This is a genomic window from Paenibacillus sp. FSL E2-8871 (assembly GCF_038000345.1).
Taxonomy (GTDB): Bacteria; Bacillota; Bacilli; order Paenibacillales; family Paenibacillaceae; genus Paenibacillus_AQ.
Genome location: NZ_JBBOBV010000001.1, coordinates 4,403,169 through 4,421,650, shown reverse-complemented (window position 1 = coordinate 4,421,650; position 18,482 = coordinate 4,403,169). Strand labels below are relative to the sequence as shown.

The following is an 18,482-nucleotide window of genomic DNA, read 5'->3' as shown; positions in this document are numbered from 1 at the left end:
TATTGACTCAAAAAAAGGCTGCCGAGACTAATCTCGACAGCCTTATATGTTTATCGAATACCCTTCATGAAATTCTGAATCTTAGGAGAGAACAGGAAGAGAATTAACGCGAGCACAATGGCTACTCCGCCGATAACTCCGAAGTACAGCATCTCGGTATCCGGGGTATAGAACTTCACAATCTGAGCATTAATAGCTTGCGCAGCAGCATTGGACAAGAACCACATACTCATCATCTGAGCGGTAAAGGCAGCTGGTGCCAGTTTGGTTGTTGCTGATAAGCCAACAGGTGACAAGCATAGTTCCCCAATGACGACGATAAAGTAGCTGAGAACCAGCCATAATGGATTCACCAGTGAATTGGCTCCACCGAAGTAAGCCGGTACCAGAATTACTAGGAAGGACAGACCGGCAAACAATAAACCAAGCGAGAACTTTTGTGGAATCGTTGGTTGGCGGTTACCGAGCTTTAACCAAAGCCATGCAAATGCAGGTGCAAGGGCGATAATAAACAGCGGGTTAAGCGATTGGAACCAAGCTGGAGAAATGTGTATGCCTGCAAAGTCCAATTGGGTACGCTTATCAGCAAAGCTTGCTAGAACTGTTGAAGTTTGTTCCTGAATCGCCCAGAACATAATCGAAGCAATAAATAAAGGGATGTACGCGAGAATCCGTGATCGCTCTACAGCTGTTGTTTTGGGACTGCGGTACATCACAATGAAGTACATTGTAGGAATAAGTAGCCCTAACACCCCTACGATTTTAATGAATGTCTCAAAGGTGAGTATTCCAGTAAGAATGCCGACCGTAACTAATACAGCAAGCACAACTAGTCCAATGCCAATCCAAGTAAATAATTTTTTCTTTTGTTCGGCTGGAATCGGGTTGCGTACAATCGTACCTGCCAGACCTAGATTTTTGGTGCGAGTCACTACGTAAACAACTAATCCAATAAACATGCCCACCGCGGCAATCGAGAAACCGAGATGGAAATTATTCATACCTACAGCGCCTACAATCAGTGGAGAGATGAATCCGCCGAGATTAATACCCATATAAAAAATGCTGAAAGCAGCGTCGCGGCGGTTATCTTGTTCGCTGTAGATTTCGCCTACAATACTTGATACATTGGGCTTAAGAAGTCCGGTTCCAAGCACGATCATAATCATCGAAGAAAAGAATAGCGTGGCATTTCCCGGTATCGCCAGTAAAATATGCCCAAACATAATTAGAACGCCGCCGTAAAAGACAGCCTTCGAAGTCCCGAAAATCCGATCCGCAAGCCATCCACCTATAATTCCAGACATATATACGAGTGATCCATAGATAGACATAATCGAAAGGGCCATATCCTCTGGAAATCCGAGCCCGCCTTTGCTTACTTCATAATACATGTAGTAAACAAGGATCGCTCTCATGCCATAATAGGAAAAACGTTCCCAAAATTCAGTAAAGAAGAGTGTGAATAGTCCCTTAGGATGTCCGAAAAATCCGGTTTGCGGGACACTATCTACAATTTTTTGCCTGTCTGTTGCTGACATGAATCAAATCCTCCTAGATGCTAATTGCTCTTTTCATGAAGTTAACACAACTCTACACTACCTTAATATTTATAATACCCTCATGAGGAAAATCACAACCCTTTGGCGAGAAGGTTCTGAATAACGTCATATTTTTTAGTAATATTTCCAGTGGGAATTTATAATTAACTTTTATTGTATTTTTCATCCAGGATGAGACGCTGTATTTAACCAAAGAACCTGTGATCCTAAACGGTGGTAAATACGAGCGTTATTTGGGTTCAATTCCCACTAATCCATTTGAACAAGGGTGTGAAAGATAGAATAAAAGGCAAACTTATGATACTATTTACTCCTATATAGAAAGAGGACGTGAGCTAAAATGATCAACATAACTATGCCCAATGTGGATGTTAGTATTACTAAACAAATCAACCCGCAGCTAAGCAATATCTACGGATTCACTGATTTCCACCTAATTCCAAGAGATTACGGCGGTATCTTTATGTTCTACAATGACCAAGATGAGTTGTTGTTTGTAGGTAAAGCGAGAAAGCTAAGACCTAGAATCAAAAAACATTTCGAAGACACCGTATCTGATATTAAGCTGCATCGGGACGAGGTCACCAGAATTGATGTAAGTTTAATCGAGAGCCCCGTTCATAGAGAGATCTACGAAACGTATATCATTAATGAATTGAAGTCTAAATACAATGTAGATAAAGTGATGTTCAGATAAGTTTAAGGAAGAGGCGCCGTCTAATGACGGTGCTTTTTTTTATGTACAAGAAGATAGGAATGAAATAAGAGTATCGGTACACACTATACAGGATTGTTAATAGATGCTTAAAAGGAGATAGGTCATATTGAAGCCTAAGTTTTTGATTGCGAAGTTAGTTTTTGTGTGTATGTTCCTTGTTGTTAGTGTAATGCCTGTAACTGCCGATGCTGCAGCCAAAGAGAAAAAGAGTTCACACAAGCAATGCTTTACGCCCTCTGTAATAGAGCTTAAGGATAATCTTAGGAAACTATGGAGCGACCATGTGATATGGACGAAAAACTACATAGTTAGCGCCTTTGCGAATTCCGAGGACAAAGAGAAGGTACTGGCAAGGTTGTTACAGAATCAGCAGGAGATAGGGAATGTTTATAAGCCGTATTACGGTGAGGCCGTAGGTGATAAGCTAGCTCAATTATTGCGGGAGCATATCCTTATTGCCGGAAAGGTAGTTGCTGCTGCACTAGCAGGTAATCAGGCGGATTTGGAAAAATACAATAAAGAGTGGTACGACAACGCTGACGACATTGCTAAGTTCCTTAGCGCACAGAATCCCAAATATTCGTATGAACAATTGAAAGAGATGCTTCATGAACATTTGGAGCTAATAACGGATGATGTGACAGCTAGAGCTAAAAAGGATTGGGATGCCGAGATCGTCGCTTTCGATAAAGGGCTCGAGCATATGATTATGTTTGGAGATATACTAACCGAAGGTATTGTTAAACAATTCCCCGATAAATTTAATTAAAACCAGAGCACCCGCAAGGGTGCTTTTTTCTTGTTATTGGCAAGAATTTAGGTCTTTTGATCCAATTCAAAAAGTTAGATATAAAGGCTCACTTACAGACAAGACAAGTAAACTATAATAGACTCGTGGGCACTCGACATTTTTTGACATTTTTTTATAATTGAGGTGATAAGATCAATGATTTCTCCCTTTTTTAAAAAGAAAGATTCAGTGGATAAGCAGTCCAAACCGGGTATGGTTCAAAAGGTGCAATTATCAGAAGAGCAGGGCGAGGAAGTAGAGGAACAGATTGCTGGCGAGACTTTAGCAGGAGTGGTTACTACAGGGAAAGCGCCGCTTGATAAAAAATCACTCGATTTGATCTTCTCCGTGGAGCAGATCATTCAGGCCAGACAGCATGCTGAGACGAATATTAATGAACTTCAGGATCGGTTGACTCATTCCAGCAGCCATGTTGAACGTTTGAACCGGGACATGAAGAATCTCAATAAAGTGATTGAGGAAAGAGAGAAGAACGTTCGAGAGCTTGAGCATAAATTGATTGAGAAGAATCTGAAAGTCGATCAAGTGCTGGAAGATTATCGGGAGCTTCAGACTACCCTCACTGCAGAGATTGAAGAATTAAAGAGTACGATCGATCTGGAGCATCAAAAGTATGTAAATCTGATCCAAAAGCATAACGAAGCTCATGCAGAGAAGCTCAAGAAGATGAATGATCTGGAAGAGAAGCTCGGACGGATTGAAACTGAGAACGCGCATTTAAGACAGAAATACGATACGATCCGCCAAGAAAAAGCATATCTCTCCGGTATGATCAGCGATTTTACAAATCGTATGACCGTTCCTTTTGGGAATGGAAGCACACTGGCGGGACGAAATGACGAAAACGGAGATACATAAGATTCATGGCAATGAATGAACCGAGCACTGTTCTAATGATTGAGTTGCTGTCGCTTGAGCATGAACAGGCCGGTTATCAGATTGAAGTAGGTTTAACCCGTGATATTGGGTATGCCAGACGCATGCTAAACATAGACGAATTTACATATGAACAACTAAACGCGCTGGCTCCCTTTTTCGGGGAAAGAATGAGATTGTCATTGTATCCGAAGTGGGATCCATTTCGTAATAGTTATTACAGCACACTGATTATTATGAACCAAACCTTCAGCGAAACTATGTATTTTGCCTGCTCTGAATATTATGTGTCTCAGCTTCTTCAATTAAAGCAAGTGAACGATCCCCATGTACAGGAAGAGATTACTGTTGAAACTACGCCACCCTCTATACCTCCAGCACGCAGGCTAAGAAAGAAGAGCAAAAAACGGGTTGGAAGACTTAGACTGCAGAGTATCATGTTCGCTTGTTTAGTAGTTATATTGTTGTCTCTTCGAATGGGTGGTCAAGATATGGACCGTGCAGAAGGATTGGAAGGTCCCTCACTAGGCGCCAGCGCTGAGGGGATCGAGAAAATAGTCTCTCTACCGTTCATTCCTCCTATTGGTAAGATAGAAGCGAGCGCTAGCCAGCAAGAGGAGTCTGAGCCTACGCCAGAACCTTCTAAACCTACACCAGAACCTACAGAGCCTCCTCAAGAACAAACACAGCGGTATGAGGAGATTAAATTAACCGGGAATAAATACACCTATAGCCTGCCGAAAGGTTACGTGGCCTTGTCATTTGATGATGGTCCGTCGAAGTATACGAAAGAAATCGTAGATATTCTAGTAGAACATGAGGTGGCAGCCACCTTTTTATTTGTTGGGAATAAGGTCGCTCATAATGTGGAAGCGGTTAAGTATGCGAGTGAACATCAGATGTCGATTGGAAGTCATTCGTGGGATCATAGCAAGATGACCGACAATGGGGCTAACGAGAATCAGAATAATTTGGCGAAGGCTAACCAGGCATTGGAGCAAATCATTCAATCGCCGATTACTGTTTTTCGGCCGCCATATGGTGCGATTAATGATAAGTTAGCAGCCAAAGTGACAGAACAGCAGATGAAAGTATTGTTATGGAATCGTGATTCCGAGGATTGGAGACGCAAGACCCCGAAAGACGTCATTCAATTTGTTCATCATACTGATCCGTCCGGTGCTGTATATCTTTTTCACGAAAAGAAGATTACCGTAGAGGCATTGCCTGCTATCATTCAGTATCTAAAAGGGAAAAACATGAAATTCGTCATTTTTAAATAACATCAATGATCCATGATTGGGTCTTATCTTAGAATAAGAGTAGCTGTTACAGGGTTATGATCGCTGTGTTCAAAAGATAGGTCATGGCCCTGTACGCCACTTATTGTGATATTCGGTGAAACTAGGAAGCCATCAATTACAGCCCGGAAATTTACACCTTCTGAATAAGCTACATCAAGTGTCCGGACGGACGGCACTTTAGCATCGACAGCCCATTGAAAGCCCTCCGGTTTGAAATCTTCAGGGAACTGCTGCAGCCATTCTGGCCAAGCTTGTGTAGTCTCAAAGGCCTCAGGGGTTGTGCCAGGTAAAGAATGATTCCAGTCTCCGCCTAAGATGAGGTAATTACCTTTATCATTCTCTCTCTGAATATAAGTAGAAAGATATTCTAATTGCTGCTTGCGAATCGTTCCCCCTTGGTCAAAGGCTGATAAATGAAGGTTGATCAGGATCAGCTCTTTCCCGTTATCGACGGGGAATCTGCTCTCCAAAAAGGCGCGGTCAAGTTCAAACAGTTGACGAGGCCAGCTTTCTTTTCCCGGAAGATCATATCTAACGTTACTTGTGCTACCGAATTTAGATAAGGTTAATAAACCGCTATTTACTGAGCCCATCGGATCAAGAACGGGAATCGGTACCCAAGGCACCTTGTAGTTCGTTGCGAATACGTTGCTGTAATCAGAGAAGGTATTCGATAACAAGGAGACCTCATCTATATGGTTGCTACGAGAAGAATCGATATCTACCTCCTGCAACACAAATAAATCTGAGCCTGAAGTGGTCATTAGAGAGGCTATTGCCTCAAGATTTGTCCTCGTTTGTTCCTCGCTGCTTGAACGTGATTTGGTCCCGCCATCCATAAAGAAATCCTGATCCTTATCCAGCCCAGCATAGCCAATATTAAAGGTTGTTATTGCAAAAGGTTCTCCCTGCTTCATCATTAGTTCCTGATTATGGTTTACCGTTAGTGGAGTAGTCTCCTTCGGCTTATAATCGGTAATGGTAATATACAGTAAAAAGCCACCAAAGATTAGAACGGCAGCTAGAAGGGCAAAACCGATGATTTTTATTGTGGTTGAGCTCATTTGATTCGATCTCTCCTCAGATGTAATTTCATAGAACGGACTTCTAATGGTGTAAACTTCGACGCTTCGCTACAACTCCCCTTGTTTAAATAAAAAAAATTTGAGACAATGAGTAGTGATGGACTGAACTTTAATGTTTTGAAAAGAGGATAACGAATGAATATGGAATCCATTTATGGATTAACTTTTGATCAACTGGCGGCATGGCTGTTAGAACGTGGACATAAAAAATTTCGAGCTACGCAGGTCTGGGATTGGCTTTATCGGAAGCGGATTACAGAATTCTCAGAAATGCTCGATGTAAATAAAGATTGTGTAGAATTATTGGAGCAGCACTATGTGATCCATACGCTGGAAGAACATGTGAAGCAGGAGTCTGCGGATGGGACGATCAAGTTCCTGTTCCGTTTGAAGGATGGCAACCTGATCGAGACGGTGCTCATGAGACAGAAATACGGTTTGTCCGTATGTGTCACTACTCAGGTTGGATGTAATATCGGCTGCAGCTTTTGCGCTAGTGGACTGTTAGCGAAGAGTCGTGATCTTTCCAGCGGTGAAATTGTAGAGCAGATTATGAAGGTTCAGCAGCATTTGGATGCAGCAAACCTCGAACAAAAGGTTAGTCACGTTGTAGTCATGGGAATTGGCGAACCGTTCGACAACTTTAAGAACCTGCTCAATTTCTTATCGATTATTAAGGACCACAAGGGATTAGCCATCGCAGGAAGAGGTATTACTGTATCGACGAGTGGGCTTGCTAACAAAATCGTAGAATTTGCCGATGCGAATACACAGGTGAACTTGGCAGTATCGCTTCACGCGCCTAATAATGAGCTGCGGACGAAGATTATGAAGATTAACAAGGCCATTCCAATTGAGAAGCTAATGGAGTCCATAGATTATTATTTGGAAAAAACAAATCGCAGAATTACGTTAGAATACATTCTGATGAAGGATGTAAATGACGGCAAGGAGCATGCGCTTGAGCTGACCGAACTAATCGGCGACCGGCGCCAGCTCGTCAATGTGAACTTGATTCCTTATAATCCAGTCGATGAGCACAGTCAATATCAAAGAAGCGAGCGGGAGACCGTACGAGCCTTTTTTGATACCTTGAAGAAGCAGGGCGTCAGCGTAAGCACTCGTCTGGAGCATGGTGTAGATATTGATGCTGCTTGCGGACAATTGCGAAGCAAGCAGATCAAGAAGTCGAAAGCTATGGTTTGAGGACGGGCTGACCCCTTCATGCAGCTTTTTGTGATACAATGACGTGGCAGGTATTAGGAAAAGAGGTTGATTGAGCAATGTTGACATTTACAAGCTACAACGTGGAGAATGTTAAAGATCCTTTTGGTATACTAACCGGTAAACGGTATGAATTCGTAGTTCAACTGGATGTTCCAGAAGATGATGAGCTCTATGTAGAGAACGGAGTATCCGCTAGAGCGATTATTAAAGTGGATGAAGATCAAGTTAGCATCGTGAGTTATGATCTACAGGAGACAACAACAGGTCAGTTGCTTGACTTTGATATGGAAGAGGACGAGGAAGCAGCGTTACTCCTTTTCTGTAAAGAGCATTTGCCAGAATAATGATGCAGCATTGACATCCTTGCCCTAGGTTCAATTGTGGCAGGGATTTTTCTTTAAATATAAGAAAGTATAGGTTTTGCACCTATACTTTAATTTTTATATTTCTCGTTTAAACGCTTGCCGTCCTTACAAGGACGCCGAAGGCGTTTATGCTTGTCGCACGAATGTGAAATATAGGTTAAAATATTATAAAGCATCCAAAATAGGAGTTGTATACATGTCTAATGAAGAAGTGTTCTTGACCAAAGAAGGATTAGCTCAATTAGAGGAAGAACTGAAGGAATTGAAGGGTCCAGGGCGCAAGGAGTTGGCAGCTCGGCTTAAATTGGCGATTAGCTATGGAGACTTGAAGGAAAATAGTGAGTACCATTCGGCCAAGGACGATCAATCGTTCATGGAGACTCGTATTATGATTTTGGAGAAAATGCTGACCAAAGCCAAGATCGTAGATGAGAGCCAGATGGATCTTTCGAAGGTTAGTATGGGTTGTATCGTTACTCTGAATGATATCGAATACTCCGAGAAGATTGAATATAGAATTGTAGGGGCTGCTGAAGCAGATGTCCTGAACAACAAGATTTCCTATGAAAGTCCGCTGGGCAAGGAATTGCTGGGTAAAAAAGTCGGGGATATCGTTAGCGTAAACGCACCAATGGGTATCATCAAATATGAATTGCTTGAAATCAAAATGATGTAACACATGATAAAAAGGTCTCAACCCCGTTATAGGGGTTGAGACCTTTTTTAATTATAGGTAATGGCTATTGTGTATATTGATTTCATATCTTAGACGTCTTGCTCTGTTGCGCTTATAGTTTAGAGTAACTTAGAGCAGAGGAGTACTGTTCATGATCCAGAGCGTGTTATCAACGTTGTATCAAGTCATCGTGCCATTATCCATTCCGGTGATCGTCGGTGCACTGCTTGGACGGTTTAAGAATTTGGATACCAAGCCGTTATTGACGCTCTATTTATACTTTTTAACGCCGGCTATTATTCTTAATACACTGGCTACGGCCGAGATTTCTATGGATGATATTTACAAGACACTCGCTTTTTCGCTGCTAAATCTGTGCTTTTTATGGGCGATTGCAAATATCATCGGAAAGTTATTGAAGCTCGGCCCCTCTGAAATATCGGGATTGACTCTGGTCTCGACATTTACGAATAGTGTGAATTATGGACTTCCCTTGGTGTTGCTGGCTTTCGGACAGCTTGGGCTCGATAAGGCTTCTGTGTATGTGATTGGGCAGATGATTATCGTGAATACTGTGGGCGTTTATTTTGCGGCTAGATCGCAGTTCTCGGTGAAAAATGCGGTAAAGTCCGTGTTCTCTCTCCCTGCCATCTATGCAGCTATGCTAGCACTTTTTCTTAGAATATTTGACCTGCATTTACCTTCTGAGCTTGCTACAGGGGTCTCCATGGTTGCCGGAGGTTATTCACCAGTCGTACTGGCGATTCTGGGTGCACAGATGGTCAAAGTACGAACCATGTCATCTGAACGTAAGGGTCAGTCTACTTTTTGGGCAGGGATGATCATTCGATTAATCTTAGCTCCACTAGTGGCCTACCTCGGATTATCTATTCTGCATATTGATGGTATTTTATTCTCTGTGCTGCTGATTCTGGCCTCCATGCCAGTTGCCGTCAACGCGGTGGTATTAGCGGAACGATTTGACGCCTCTCCAGAGCTGGTATCCAAATGTATTTTATGGACGACGCTTGCTTCCTTTCTTGTGTTGCCGATCCTTATTGTGCTAGTGCAAGGGGCGTAAAGACAAAAAGGACCCCTCTTTCATTTCTGAAAGATAGGGTCTTTTTTTACTGTTACTTAACCTAGTGCTTAATCTCTTAGAAGTCGAAATTATCAGGGTCAGGACCTACCCGTTGATCTTGGTTCAGGGCGTTGATTAGATTCATATCCTCTTCTGTTAACAGAAAATCAAACACATCTACGTTTTCGATGATCCGGTGCTCTTTAGTAGACTTTGGAATGGTAATAATTCCACGCTGCAGGTCCCAACGGACAATCACTTGAGCTACGGATTTAGTGTATTTAGCTGCAATTTGTTTCAGTACCGGCTGATCCAACAATTGCCCTTGCATTAATGGAGACCAAGCCTCCAGTTGAATTCCTTGTTCCTGGCAGAAGCTAAGCAGCGCTTGCTGACTCAAATAAGGATGGAGCTCCACTTGGTTTACCATCGGCTTAATTTCCGCATCCTTCATCACATCTTCAAGATGATGGATCTGGAAATTGCTGACCCCAATTGCTTTTACGCGTCCCTCTTTATACAAGGTTTCAAGTGCTCTCCAAGTCTCTTTATATTTTCCTTTTACAGGCCAGTGGATAAGATATAGATCAAGGTATTCAAGTCCAAGCTTAGCTAGGCTAGCTTCGTAAGCGGCAATGGTTTCTTCGTAGCCCATATCTGCAGTCCAGACCTTTGAAGTTACGAAGAGCTCTTCTCTGGACAGGTTGTTGTCCTGCAAAGCTTCTTTGATCGCTTGACCTACGCCAGTCTCATTCTGATAGATCGCTGCTGTATCGATGCTGCGGTAGCCGTGTGCAATAGCAGATTTGACCGCTTGGATCAGCTCAGAGCCTTCTTCGACTTGAAATACACCAAGTCCAAGCCAAGGCATGTTTACCCCGTTGTGTAATGCAGTTGTATCCTGTAGATGTTGAGCCATAATAAAATTACCTCCTGAGATATTTAAAAGTTTGATTGGTATGTTAAGGCAAGGCTGATTAAGCAGCCTCAGACTGGAGAAGAGTCTCATCTTTCTTCTCCAGCGCACGACTCCAAGCGGTTAGGAATACAGCGGATAGAACCATTATAGCACCCACCCAAGTGGTATGAATCAGTCCCATATGATCCGTCACAATACCGCCAAGATAGGCGCCAATGGCGATACCAGCGTTAAAAGCAGCAATATTTAGCGCAGAAGCGACGTCTCTCGCACTCGGAGCATATCGATCTGCAAGTGTAACTACATGTACCTGTAGACCGGGTACGTTCATGAAGGCTAACAATCCCATAAAGAAGATCGTGAGTAATGCAGCCACTTTATAGGGTGCAGTAAAGGTTAAGACGAACAGTACAACAGCTTGTATAGCAAACATGTAGAACAGGGCATTCATAGGTTTACGGTTAGCTACTTTGCCTCCAATGACATTGCCAATGGCGATAGCTATGCCATATACAAGAAGGATGATGGCAACGGTACTCTCTTTGAAACCGCTGATTTCATGAAGAAGTGGAGATAAATAAGTAAAGACTACAAAGGTACCTCCATACCCTAAAGCAGTGATTGCGAAGGCAAGCAGTAACCGTCCGTTCTTCACGAGTTTGACTTGTTCGCGAAGCGGTGTTCGGGTTCCTTTGCGCAGCCCTGTGGCAGGGACCAAGATCAGATTACCGATGAGCGCTATAAGCCCGATGGCAATAATGGCGATGAATGCAGCTCTCCAGCCTAACTGTTGCCCTAGAAAGGTACCCAGTGGCACACCGGTAACAGTAGCTACGGTTAGCCCTGTGAACATGATCGCAATAGCGCTGGCTTTACGATTCTCAGGCACAAGGTCGGCGGCAATGGTCGAAGCAATCGACATGAACAGACCATGCGAAAGGGCAGATATTACTCTAGCTATTAGCAGAATTGTAATACTGTCCGCAGCCGCGGCAAGGCTATTGCCGATAATAAATACAATCATAATGATAAGCAATAATGTTTTGCGCGATATCGCCGTGGTCAGCGACGTTAAGATTGGGGCGCCAAAGGTTACCCCTAAAGCGTACAAAGTAACAGTTAATCCAGCTGTGGTCAGCGGTATATTCAGGTCATCGGCGATTAAAGGCAGCAGCCCTACACTGATAAACTCGGTGGTTCCGATCGCAAAGGCGCTAATGGCTAAAGCCAGGAGTGCCAGGGTACTTCTTTTTTGGTTTAACAACATGTCTCTCACTCCTACACTCTGATAATCACCGGCCGGTAAGTGCAATTATGAAGGCATGAGTCATTTAAGTATAGTACGTACTTTAAAGTGCTATAGGTACTAAAAAGTACCTATAAGAAATCACCTAAGGATATTGTCATCCATTCCTAGAAAATTATCCGCAAAAAGCGTTGGGTCTCCTTCAGTTGAAGGGAATGCCAACGCTTTGATGATTGATCTATTATGTTCAGTATGTTATTCGAAGCTGTATTTGATTCCCCATTGTTCTCTAACATTACTCATAATGTCCATGACATCTAAAGAGAGATTAAGGGTTTCCTGGTTGCCTTTTGCCGCGATATAGCGCTGCATATCTTCAATTTCGTATTGCAGCGCTTTGGAAGTATCGCCGGCTTCAATCGTTTCTAGGGTGCCATCTAAATATTGAATCGTAGCTTTGGAGGCCCGTGGGAAATTATCTACGGTAATAAAGCCAAGTTCTCCAGCAACGACGCCGCGTTTAGGCATTTTGGAGCGCATGGTAAGGGAGATGACCGCCATTTCATCCGCATCGTTGTTCAGAATGATTCCGGATTGTTCATCGACGCCTGTCTCAAAACGTTTCACTGTCGTTAGAATTTCCTGTGGCTGTTTGGACAGGAAGAATCTTGTGAAGGACAAGGCATACGTCCCAATATCCAGCAGCGCTCCGCCCGCCAGATCTTTGCTGAAGAAACGGTTGTTCACATCATATTCTTTATGGCTGCCAAAGGAGACCTGCACCATTTTGAGGCGTCCGATCTTACCTTCATCCACGATTTTCCGTAGCTTTTTGTACAGTGGCATATGGTAGATAGTCATAGCCTCTGCGACGACTAAGCTTTTTTGTTTAGCAAGCTCGGCGATTTCCTGCAGTTGTTTGCTATTTACGGTGATCGCCTTTTCACAGAGGACATGTTTGTTATTCTGCAAGCTTTCTATGATGTATTCGTAGTGGTTACTATGTGGTGTTGAGATGTAGACGACATCAATTTCTGGATCTTGCAGCATTTCGCTGTAATTGCCATAAGCCTTCTCCGCTCCATATTGGCTCGCGAACGCCTGGGCTTTCTCTAAGGTTCGTGATCCTACCGCATATAAAGTTCCGCCGATGTCATTTAGAGCAGCCGCAAATTCAATAGCGATACTTCCCGGGCCGATGATTGCCCACTTCAGATTGTTCATGGTTAGCACCTCGCCTGTTTTGATTGTTTGAGCTTACTTAGAGATTACCTTGATTCCATTTGAACCAGCCACAAGTGCTGAGGTAACTTCTTTCGTGAATAGGGAGGTCTCAATGACCCCGTTAATGGCTTTGAGTTCAGTTTGAAGAGCAGTGCTATCCTCTACCTTGTCAAAAAAGACATCCAGCAGCACATTGCCGTGATCACTGACCGTATACCCATCCTTACTTGCGCTTGTTCGAATCTCAGGCTTGCCGCCCAGCGATTTCACGGAATGTTGAACATAACTAAGAGCATCCATAAGAATCTCCAATACTACGGGATGCTTGAAGGTTAGCTTGTTCACAAGTTTAGTTTCATCTACCAGCAATATATAATGATCCGCCATACTAGCAATCAGTTTTTCTTTCGTATGAATGCCGCCACCACTCTTAAGCGCATGCAGTTGCTCATCCACCTCATCACAGCCGTCAAAAGCAACAGCTATTCGGTCAACGGACCAAGTGGGTACAACCTGCAGTCCATTTTGGACACAGAGTGAAGCTGTAGTGAAGGAGGGGGTAACTACCTTTACCCGAAGATCTGCTTCTTTAATATTCCCGATTAAATAGGAAATCGTACTACCCCCACCTAAACCAATGGTTGTGTCGTTCTCAATATACTTTAGAGCTTCTGCGGCGCAACTTTTCTTTCTAAAGTCCATATTAAAAGCCGATCATCTCCATTAAAAAATTGATAATCTGCACATTTGTGCAATATAATAAAAAGTGTGCAAAATAATCGTCTACAGTATAGCTAGGGGTTATGGATTCGTCAAATCCTTGAAAAAAGCGAGGAGTTCTATCATGGATCGAAAAGAAGACAGAAAGCTGCTCATTAAGATTGCACAAATGTATTATGAGCAGAATTCAACGCAAAGTGAAATTTCTAATGAACTTGGCATATATCGCACCACCATAAGTAGGATGCTGAAGAGAGTCCGTGAAGAGGGCATCGTTACAATCACCATCAATTACGATATTGGAGATCATTGTACACTGGAGCAGGAATTGAAAGAACGGTTCGGGCTGAAGGAAGCCATTGTTGTAGAGGTAGACCCGGCCCAGTCCGGGGTGATCAAGCGTAAAGCCATTGGACAGGCTTGTGCAAGATGGCTGGAGCAAGTGGTTCAGCCGAAAGATACGATTGGGTTCTCTTGGGGAAGCAGCTTAGCTGCCGTTGTAGACAATCTGACCCTCGGACAGAGGCCTTTTGTAACCTGTGTTCCTACGGTGGGTGGTCCATCTGGAAAGATGGAGAGCGGATACCATGTCAATAATATCTGCTACCAAGCTGCCTTAAAGTGGGGTGCGCGCTCATTAATGATTGACGTGCCAGCGATCACGGAGCAAAAGGAAACCAGAGATCAACTGATGCGTTCGCAGTATTATCAGACCATTGCGAAGGCATGGGATCGGCTGGATATCGCTATATTCGGCATTGGATCACCGGAAATTAAAGGCGAAGAGGCATGGCGCGGATTTTATGGCGATGCTGTGATTGATGAGCTGGAGGACGGGAAAGTAGCTGGTGATATTTGCTCGCGTTTTTATGATGGCAATGGATTGCCTGTACGCACAGCAATATCGGACCGAACGTTGACCATTGAGCTGGAGCAGATCAGACGAGCGAGGTACGCTATTGGTGTAGCGGAATCGCTGGAGAAGGTTTCGGGGATCTTGGGCGCTCTAAATGGCGGGTATATGAATGTGCTCGTAACGACCGAAGAAACGGCGCAGAAGATCTTGGAGTAACCACTACTAAATGTAAACAATTGAATTTCGTGAAAATAACCTGAAAATGGTATGCAAAACACTAAAGATTTTGCTTGTAAGCACCAGACAGAGCGTGTAAGATATACAAGGTATTCATATCGAACATTAATAAAACTCATATAATCTTGGGGATATGGCCCATAAGTTTCTACCGGATAACCATCGTAATTATCCGACTATGAGTGAAATAGCGCATCTAGGGTTCCGCTTTCTTCTTTGGAGGAAAGGTCTGGACCGAGCGATGCGGACACTATGTAGTGTTACACCACTAAGGGACAAAAGCCCAGAAGGACAGATTCACTTGAGAGAAACGACTCAAGGGATTTGTCCTTTTTTTGTTTTTTTAATGAAGAGGAGAGATTAGTTCACGATGAAAGTACTTCAAGAGCGCATTAGACAAGAGGGTCTTATTTTATCAGATACGGTACTGAAGGTAGATTCATTTCTGAATCATCAGGTCGATACGGAGCTAGCGCTGCAAATCGGTCAAGAGTTCAAAAAGTTGTTCGGTCATCAACCGATCACTAAGGTGATTACGATTGAAGCTAGTGGGATTCAGTTCGCCATGGCTACTGCGATTGCATTAGGTGTACCGTTTGTTTATGCGAAGAAAAAGAAAGCAGTGACGCTCTCAGAGGCTGTCTACTCAGCACCTGTTCATTCCTTTACTCGCCAAGAGGACTATCTGGTCAGCGTCTCCCAGAAATATCTTGGAGCGAATGACAAAGTGCTTATTGTGGATGATTTCCTCGCTACTGGTGCTGCACTTGTGGGACTGGTTGATATCGTAAAAGAGGCGGGAGCAGAGCTCCTTGGCGTCGGTTGTGTCATTGAAAAGAGCTTCCAGGAAGGCCGGAGCCTTCTGGAGAACAGAGGCATAGAAGTCCATGCCTTGGCTCGTATTGCATCTATGTCACCAGGTGAAATTCACTTCATTGATAATGAAAGCTCATTAGAGAAAATCAAGGAGAGTGCGGGATGTTAAGCAAGCAAAAGGTATTTACGTTAGGTCTTCAGCATGTCCTAGCCATGTATGCAGGAGCAGTAATTGTACCGCTGATTGTTGGGGGTGCCTTGAAGCTAAATGGGACTCAAATGGCTTACCTCATCGCAGCCGATTTGTTCACTTGCGGATTGGCTACACTGCTGCAAATAATGGGCACCAAGTATTTTGGTAGCAGGCTCCCGGTTATTCTTGGATGTACCTTTACAGCAGTTGGCCCAATTATTGCGATTGCCTCGACACATAATCTGGCGACTGCGTATGGTGCGATCATTATTTCCGGTTTGTTCGTTGTTCTTGCGGCCCCGCTTTATGGGAAGCTACTGAAGTTCTTCCCGACCATTGTAACGGGTTCTGTCGTGACCATTATCGGGTTATCTCTTATTCCAGTTGCTATGAATAACGTTGCTGGCGGAGAAGGCAGTGCTGATTTTGGACAACCCCGCAATTTGTTGCTTGCACTGATTACACTACTTGTCATTTTAGCAGTTAACCGTTTCGCCACTGGATTCCTGCGCTCGATCTCAGTTCTGGTAGGTCTTGTGGTGGGTACAGCGATTGCTTATGGAATGGGTATCGTTAACTTTTCTACGGTAGGTGACGCTTCTTGGGTAAGCATCGCACAACCGTTTTACTTCGGATGGCCTGAGTTCAGTCTTACTGCAATCTTCACTATGATCATCGTTAATATTGTTAGTATGGTGGAGTCTACTGGGGTTTATTTTGCAGTTGGTAAAGTAATTGATCAGAAAGTTGAACAGAAGCAGATCGTAAACGGACTGCGTTCCGAGGGAGTAGCAATTATGCTGGGCGGAATTTTTAATGCCTTCCCATACACTGCTTTTTCTCAAAATGTGGGTTTGATTTCGCTGTCTCGCATTAAGACTCGTAATGTTATTTTTGCCGCTGGCGGGATCATGATTGTACTAGGACTCCTGCCTAAGCTGGCTGCCTTGACGACGATTGTACCGAATGCCGTACTTGGTGGAGCCATGATTGTCATGTTCGGATCGGTTGCCGTTTCCGGGATATCCATTCTATCCGATGTGGATCTCCGTAAGGATGGTAATCTACTGATTGCTGCTTGCAGTATTGCTGTTGGCTTAGGTTCAGCGACACTTCCTGCAATGTTCGCAGAGCTGCCTGAATTTGCGCGGATGCTGCTACAGAACGGTATCGTATCCGGTTCGCTTACAGCGATTGTACTGAACATTGTCCTCTCCAAGACAAAGGATGATGTGCAGGTAGCGGATAACACCGTACCTGTTCTTACTAAGGAATCTCAAGTGTCCTAAACTTAAGCTTAGATTAGCTTGCAAAAACGAAATAAAAGATCTGACTCAGCTTCATGGCATGAGTCAGATCTTTTTTTTGATATAATAATTAATTCCACGCGACGCCGAAGGCGTTTATGCTTGCGATTAACGTTTACTATGTTTGATTAATGTGCCTACATTGCGCGCAGTGCGTTCCATGTTGAAGGAAGCATCGGTGAGCGCTTTATCTAGCGTACATATCCCAGGCACGATGGAGAAGAACATATCGATACCATGCTCGTATACGGCTTCCACACCATTACCGAGGGAACCTGCTAAGGCAATAACAGGTACACCAGCGGCTTGTGCTACTTTGGCAACACCAATCGGTGTTTTGCCATAGACGGTTTGGCTATCCATACCCCCTTCGCCTGTGATGACATAATCGGCATCTTTCACTTTATCCGCAAGCTTCATGGCATCGACGACGATGTTCACGCCTCGCTTCAACTTGGCTCCTAGGAAGGCCATCACGCCAGCACCTAGTCCACCTGCTGCACCTGCACCTGCTGTATCATTCACTTCTTTGCCGAGATCGCGCTTGATGATGTTTGCGAAACGGGCAAGATTTACATCCAATTGCTTCACCATGTCGGGTGTTGCACCTTTTTGCGGACCGAAGATGGCGGATGCCCCGCGCTCACCAGTTAACGGATTGTCTACGTCACATGCGGCTACCACTTGTACACCTTGGAGTCTCGGATCTACATGATCACTATCAATACGGGTAACTTCACTTAGCGATCCTCCACCGTATCCAATCTCCGTTCCATCTTCTCGCAGGAAGCGGAATCCAAGCGCTTGTGCCATGCCTACACCGCCATCGTTGGTTGCACTGCCACCAAGACCCATAATAATAGAACGTACGCCTGCATTCAGCGCATGAACGATAAGCTCTCCTGTACCCTTTGTCGTGGTGATCAACGGATTACGCTCTTCCTTCGGCACAAGTCCAAGTCCAGAAGCAGCTGCCATCTCAATAATCGCGGTCTTTCCATCTCCCATAATGCCATAAAATGCATTCACAGGCTGACCGAGCGGCCCTGTTACGTCACAATGTACAATTCGTCCGCCTGTCGCATCGACGAGTGACTGAACTGTACCTTCGCCGCCATCTGCCATCGGTACTTTAATATATTCTGCATCGGGAAAAGAGGAACGAAGTCCTCGTTCTATGGCCTCACAGGCTTCCATTGCTGTCATACTTTCTTTGAATGAATCTGGTGCCAATACAAACTTCATGCTCTTCACATCCT

The 18,482-nt window shown here is 44.0% G+C and carries 18 protein-coding genes and 1 riboswitch; of the genes, 11 read left to right on the top strand and 7 right to left on the bottom strand.

The annotated features are described in order from the left end of the window. Positions 1-50: 50 nt before the first annotated feature. Entirely contained in the window at positions 51-1,541 is a 1,491-nt protein-coding gene (locus tag NYE25_RS20050) for a peptide MFS transporter (protein WP_076298016.1), read from the bottom strand. A 361-nt stretch (positions 1,542-1,902) separates the two neighbouring features. On the opposite strand from NYE25_RS20050, the gene NYE25_RS20045 reads away from it, so the two are divergent. From NYE25_RS20045 to NYE25_RS20030, 4 genes are all read left to right on the top strand, one after another. Then, positions 1,903-2,259 carry a nucleotide excision repair endonuclease gene (locus tag NYE25_RS20045; RefSeq protein WP_042192814.1) on the top strand — a complete coding sequence of 119 codons (357 nt, stop codon included), beginning with the start codon at positions 1,903-1,905 and terminating at the stop codon, positions 2,257-2,259. A 127-nt stretch (positions 2,260-2,386) separates the two neighbouring features. Then, positions 2,387-3,049: a glycosyltransferase gene (locus tag NYE25_RS20040; protein WP_143759242.1), complete on the top strand. Its 663-nt coding sequence runs from the start codon at positions 2,387-2,389 to the stop codon at positions 3,047-3,049. Positions 3,050-3,226: 177 nt separating this feature from the next. After that, positions 3,227-3,949 (top strand): hypothetical protein, encoded by a 723-nt coding sequence (locus NYE25_RS20035; protein WP_042192810.1) that lies wholly within the window; start codon positions 3,227-3,229, stop codon positions 3,947-3,949. A gap of 5 nt (positions 3,950-3,954) precedes the next feature. After that, positions 3,955-5,250, top strand: a complete 1,296-nt coding sequence (locus NYE25_RS20030; protein ID WP_341146684.1) for a polysaccharide deacetylase family protein — start codon at positions 3,955-3,957, stop codon at positions 5,248-5,250. Between the two features lie 23 nt (positions 5,251-5,273). Here the strand turns inward: NYE25_RS20030 and NYE25_RS20025 are convergent, their stop codons facing one another. Continuing rightward, positions 5,274-6,335: an endonuclease/exonuclease/phosphatase family protein gene (locus NYE25_RS20025; RefSeq protein WP_341146683.1), complete on the bottom strand. Its 1,062-nt coding sequence runs from the start codon at positions 6,333-6,335 to the stop codon at positions 5,274-5,276. A 156-nt stretch (positions 6,336-6,491) separates the two neighbouring features. On the opposite strand from NYE25_RS20025, the gene rlmN reads away from it, so the two are divergent. From rlmN to NYE25_RS20005, 4 genes are all read left to right on the top strand, one after another. Next, positions 6,492-7,562 (top strand): 23S rRNA (adenine(2503)-C(2))-methyltransferase RlmN, encoded by a 1,071-nt coding sequence (gene rlmN / locus NYE25_RS20020; RefSeq protein WP_341146682.1) that lies wholly within the window; start codon positions 6,492-6,494, stop codon positions 7,560-7,562. A gap of 77 nt (positions 7,563-7,639) precedes the next feature. Then, entirely contained in the window at positions 7,640-7,927 is a 288-nt protein-coding gene (locus tag NYE25_RS20015; RefSeq protein ID WP_042192802.1) for a DUF6509 family protein, read from the top strand. Positions 7,928-8,144: 217 nt separating this feature from the next. Beyond that, a complete protein-coding gene (gene greA, locus NYE25_RS20010; RefSeq protein WP_042131553.1) occupies positions 8,145-8,624 on the top strand; it encodes a transcription elongation factor GreA in 480 nt (159 codons plus the stop codon). Between the two features lie 151 nt (positions 8,625-8,775). Continuing rightward, positions 8,776-9,705 carry an AEC family transporter gene (locus NYE25_RS20005; protein ID WP_042192800.1) on the top strand — a complete coding sequence of 310 codons (930 nt, stop codon included), beginning with the start codon at positions 8,776-8,778 and terminating at the stop codon, positions 9,703-9,705. Between the two features lie 76 nt (positions 9,706-9,781). Here NYE25_RS20005 and NYE25_RS20000 read toward each other — a convergent pair whose 3' ends face one another. The 4 genes from NYE25_RS20000 to rpiA form a co-directional block, all read right to left on the bottom strand. Beyond that, on the bottom strand, positions 9,782-10,624 hold the full coding sequence (locus NYE25_RS20000) for an aldo/keto reductase (protein ID WP_341146681.1): 843 nt from the start codon (positions 10,622-10,624) through the stop codon (positions 9,782-9,784). Between the two features lie 58 nt (positions 10,625-10,682). Beyond that, positions 10,683-11,891: an MFS transporter gene (locus NYE25_RS19995; RefSeq protein WP_341051187.1), complete on the bottom strand. Its 1,209-nt coding sequence runs from the start codon at positions 11,889-11,891 to the stop codon at positions 10,683-10,685. A gap of 234 nt (positions 11,892-12,125) precedes the next feature. After that, entirely contained in the window at positions 12,126-13,094 is a 969-nt protein-coding gene (locus NYE25_RS19990) for a Gfo/Idh/MocA family protein (RefSeq protein ID WP_341146680.1), read from the bottom strand. Positions 13,095-13,127: 33 nt separating this feature from the next. Continuing rightward, positions 13,128-13,796 (bottom strand): ribose 5-phosphate isomerase A, encoded by a 669-nt coding sequence (gene rpiA, locus NYE25_RS19985; protein WP_341146679.1) that lies wholly within the window; start codon positions 13,794-13,796, stop codon positions 13,128-13,130. A gap of 142 nt (positions 13,797-13,938) precedes the next feature. Here rpiA and NYE25_RS19980 point away from each other — a divergent pair, with 142 nt between their 5' ends. The 3 genes from NYE25_RS19980 (at position 13,939) to NYE25_RS19970 (ending at position 17,205) form a co-directional block, all read left to right on the top strand. Beyond that, entirely contained in the window at positions 13,939-14,886 is a 948-nt protein-coding gene (locus NYE25_RS19980; protein ID WP_341146678.1) for a sugar-binding transcriptional regulator, read from the top strand. 116 nt (positions 14,887-15,002) lie between these two features. Next, positions 15,003-15,106, top strand: a riboswitch (purine riboswitch). Between the two features lie 171 nt (positions 15,107-15,277). Then, positions 15,278-15,892 (top strand): xanthine phosphoribosyltransferase, encoded by a 615-nt coding sequence (locus NYE25_RS19975; RefSeq protein WP_339799366.1) that lies wholly within the window; start codon positions 15,278-15,280, stop codon positions 15,890-15,892. Then, entirely contained in the window at positions 15,886-17,205 is a 1,320-nt protein-coding gene (locus NYE25_RS19970) for a nucleobase:cation symporter-2 family protein (protein WP_341146677.1), read from the top strand. The genes NYE25_RS19975 and NYE25_RS19970 overlap by 7 nt, the downstream gene beginning before the upstream one ends. A 126-nt stretch (positions 17,206-17,331) precedes the next feature. Here NYE25_RS19970 and NYE25_RS19965 read toward each other — a convergent pair whose 3' ends face one another. Next, positions 17,332-18,468 (bottom strand): glycerate kinase, encoded by a 1,137-nt coding sequence (locus NYE25_RS19965; RefSeq protein WP_341146676.1) that lies wholly within the window; start codon positions 18,466-18,468, stop codon positions 17,332-17,334. Positions 18,469-18,482 lie beyond the last annotated feature (14 nt).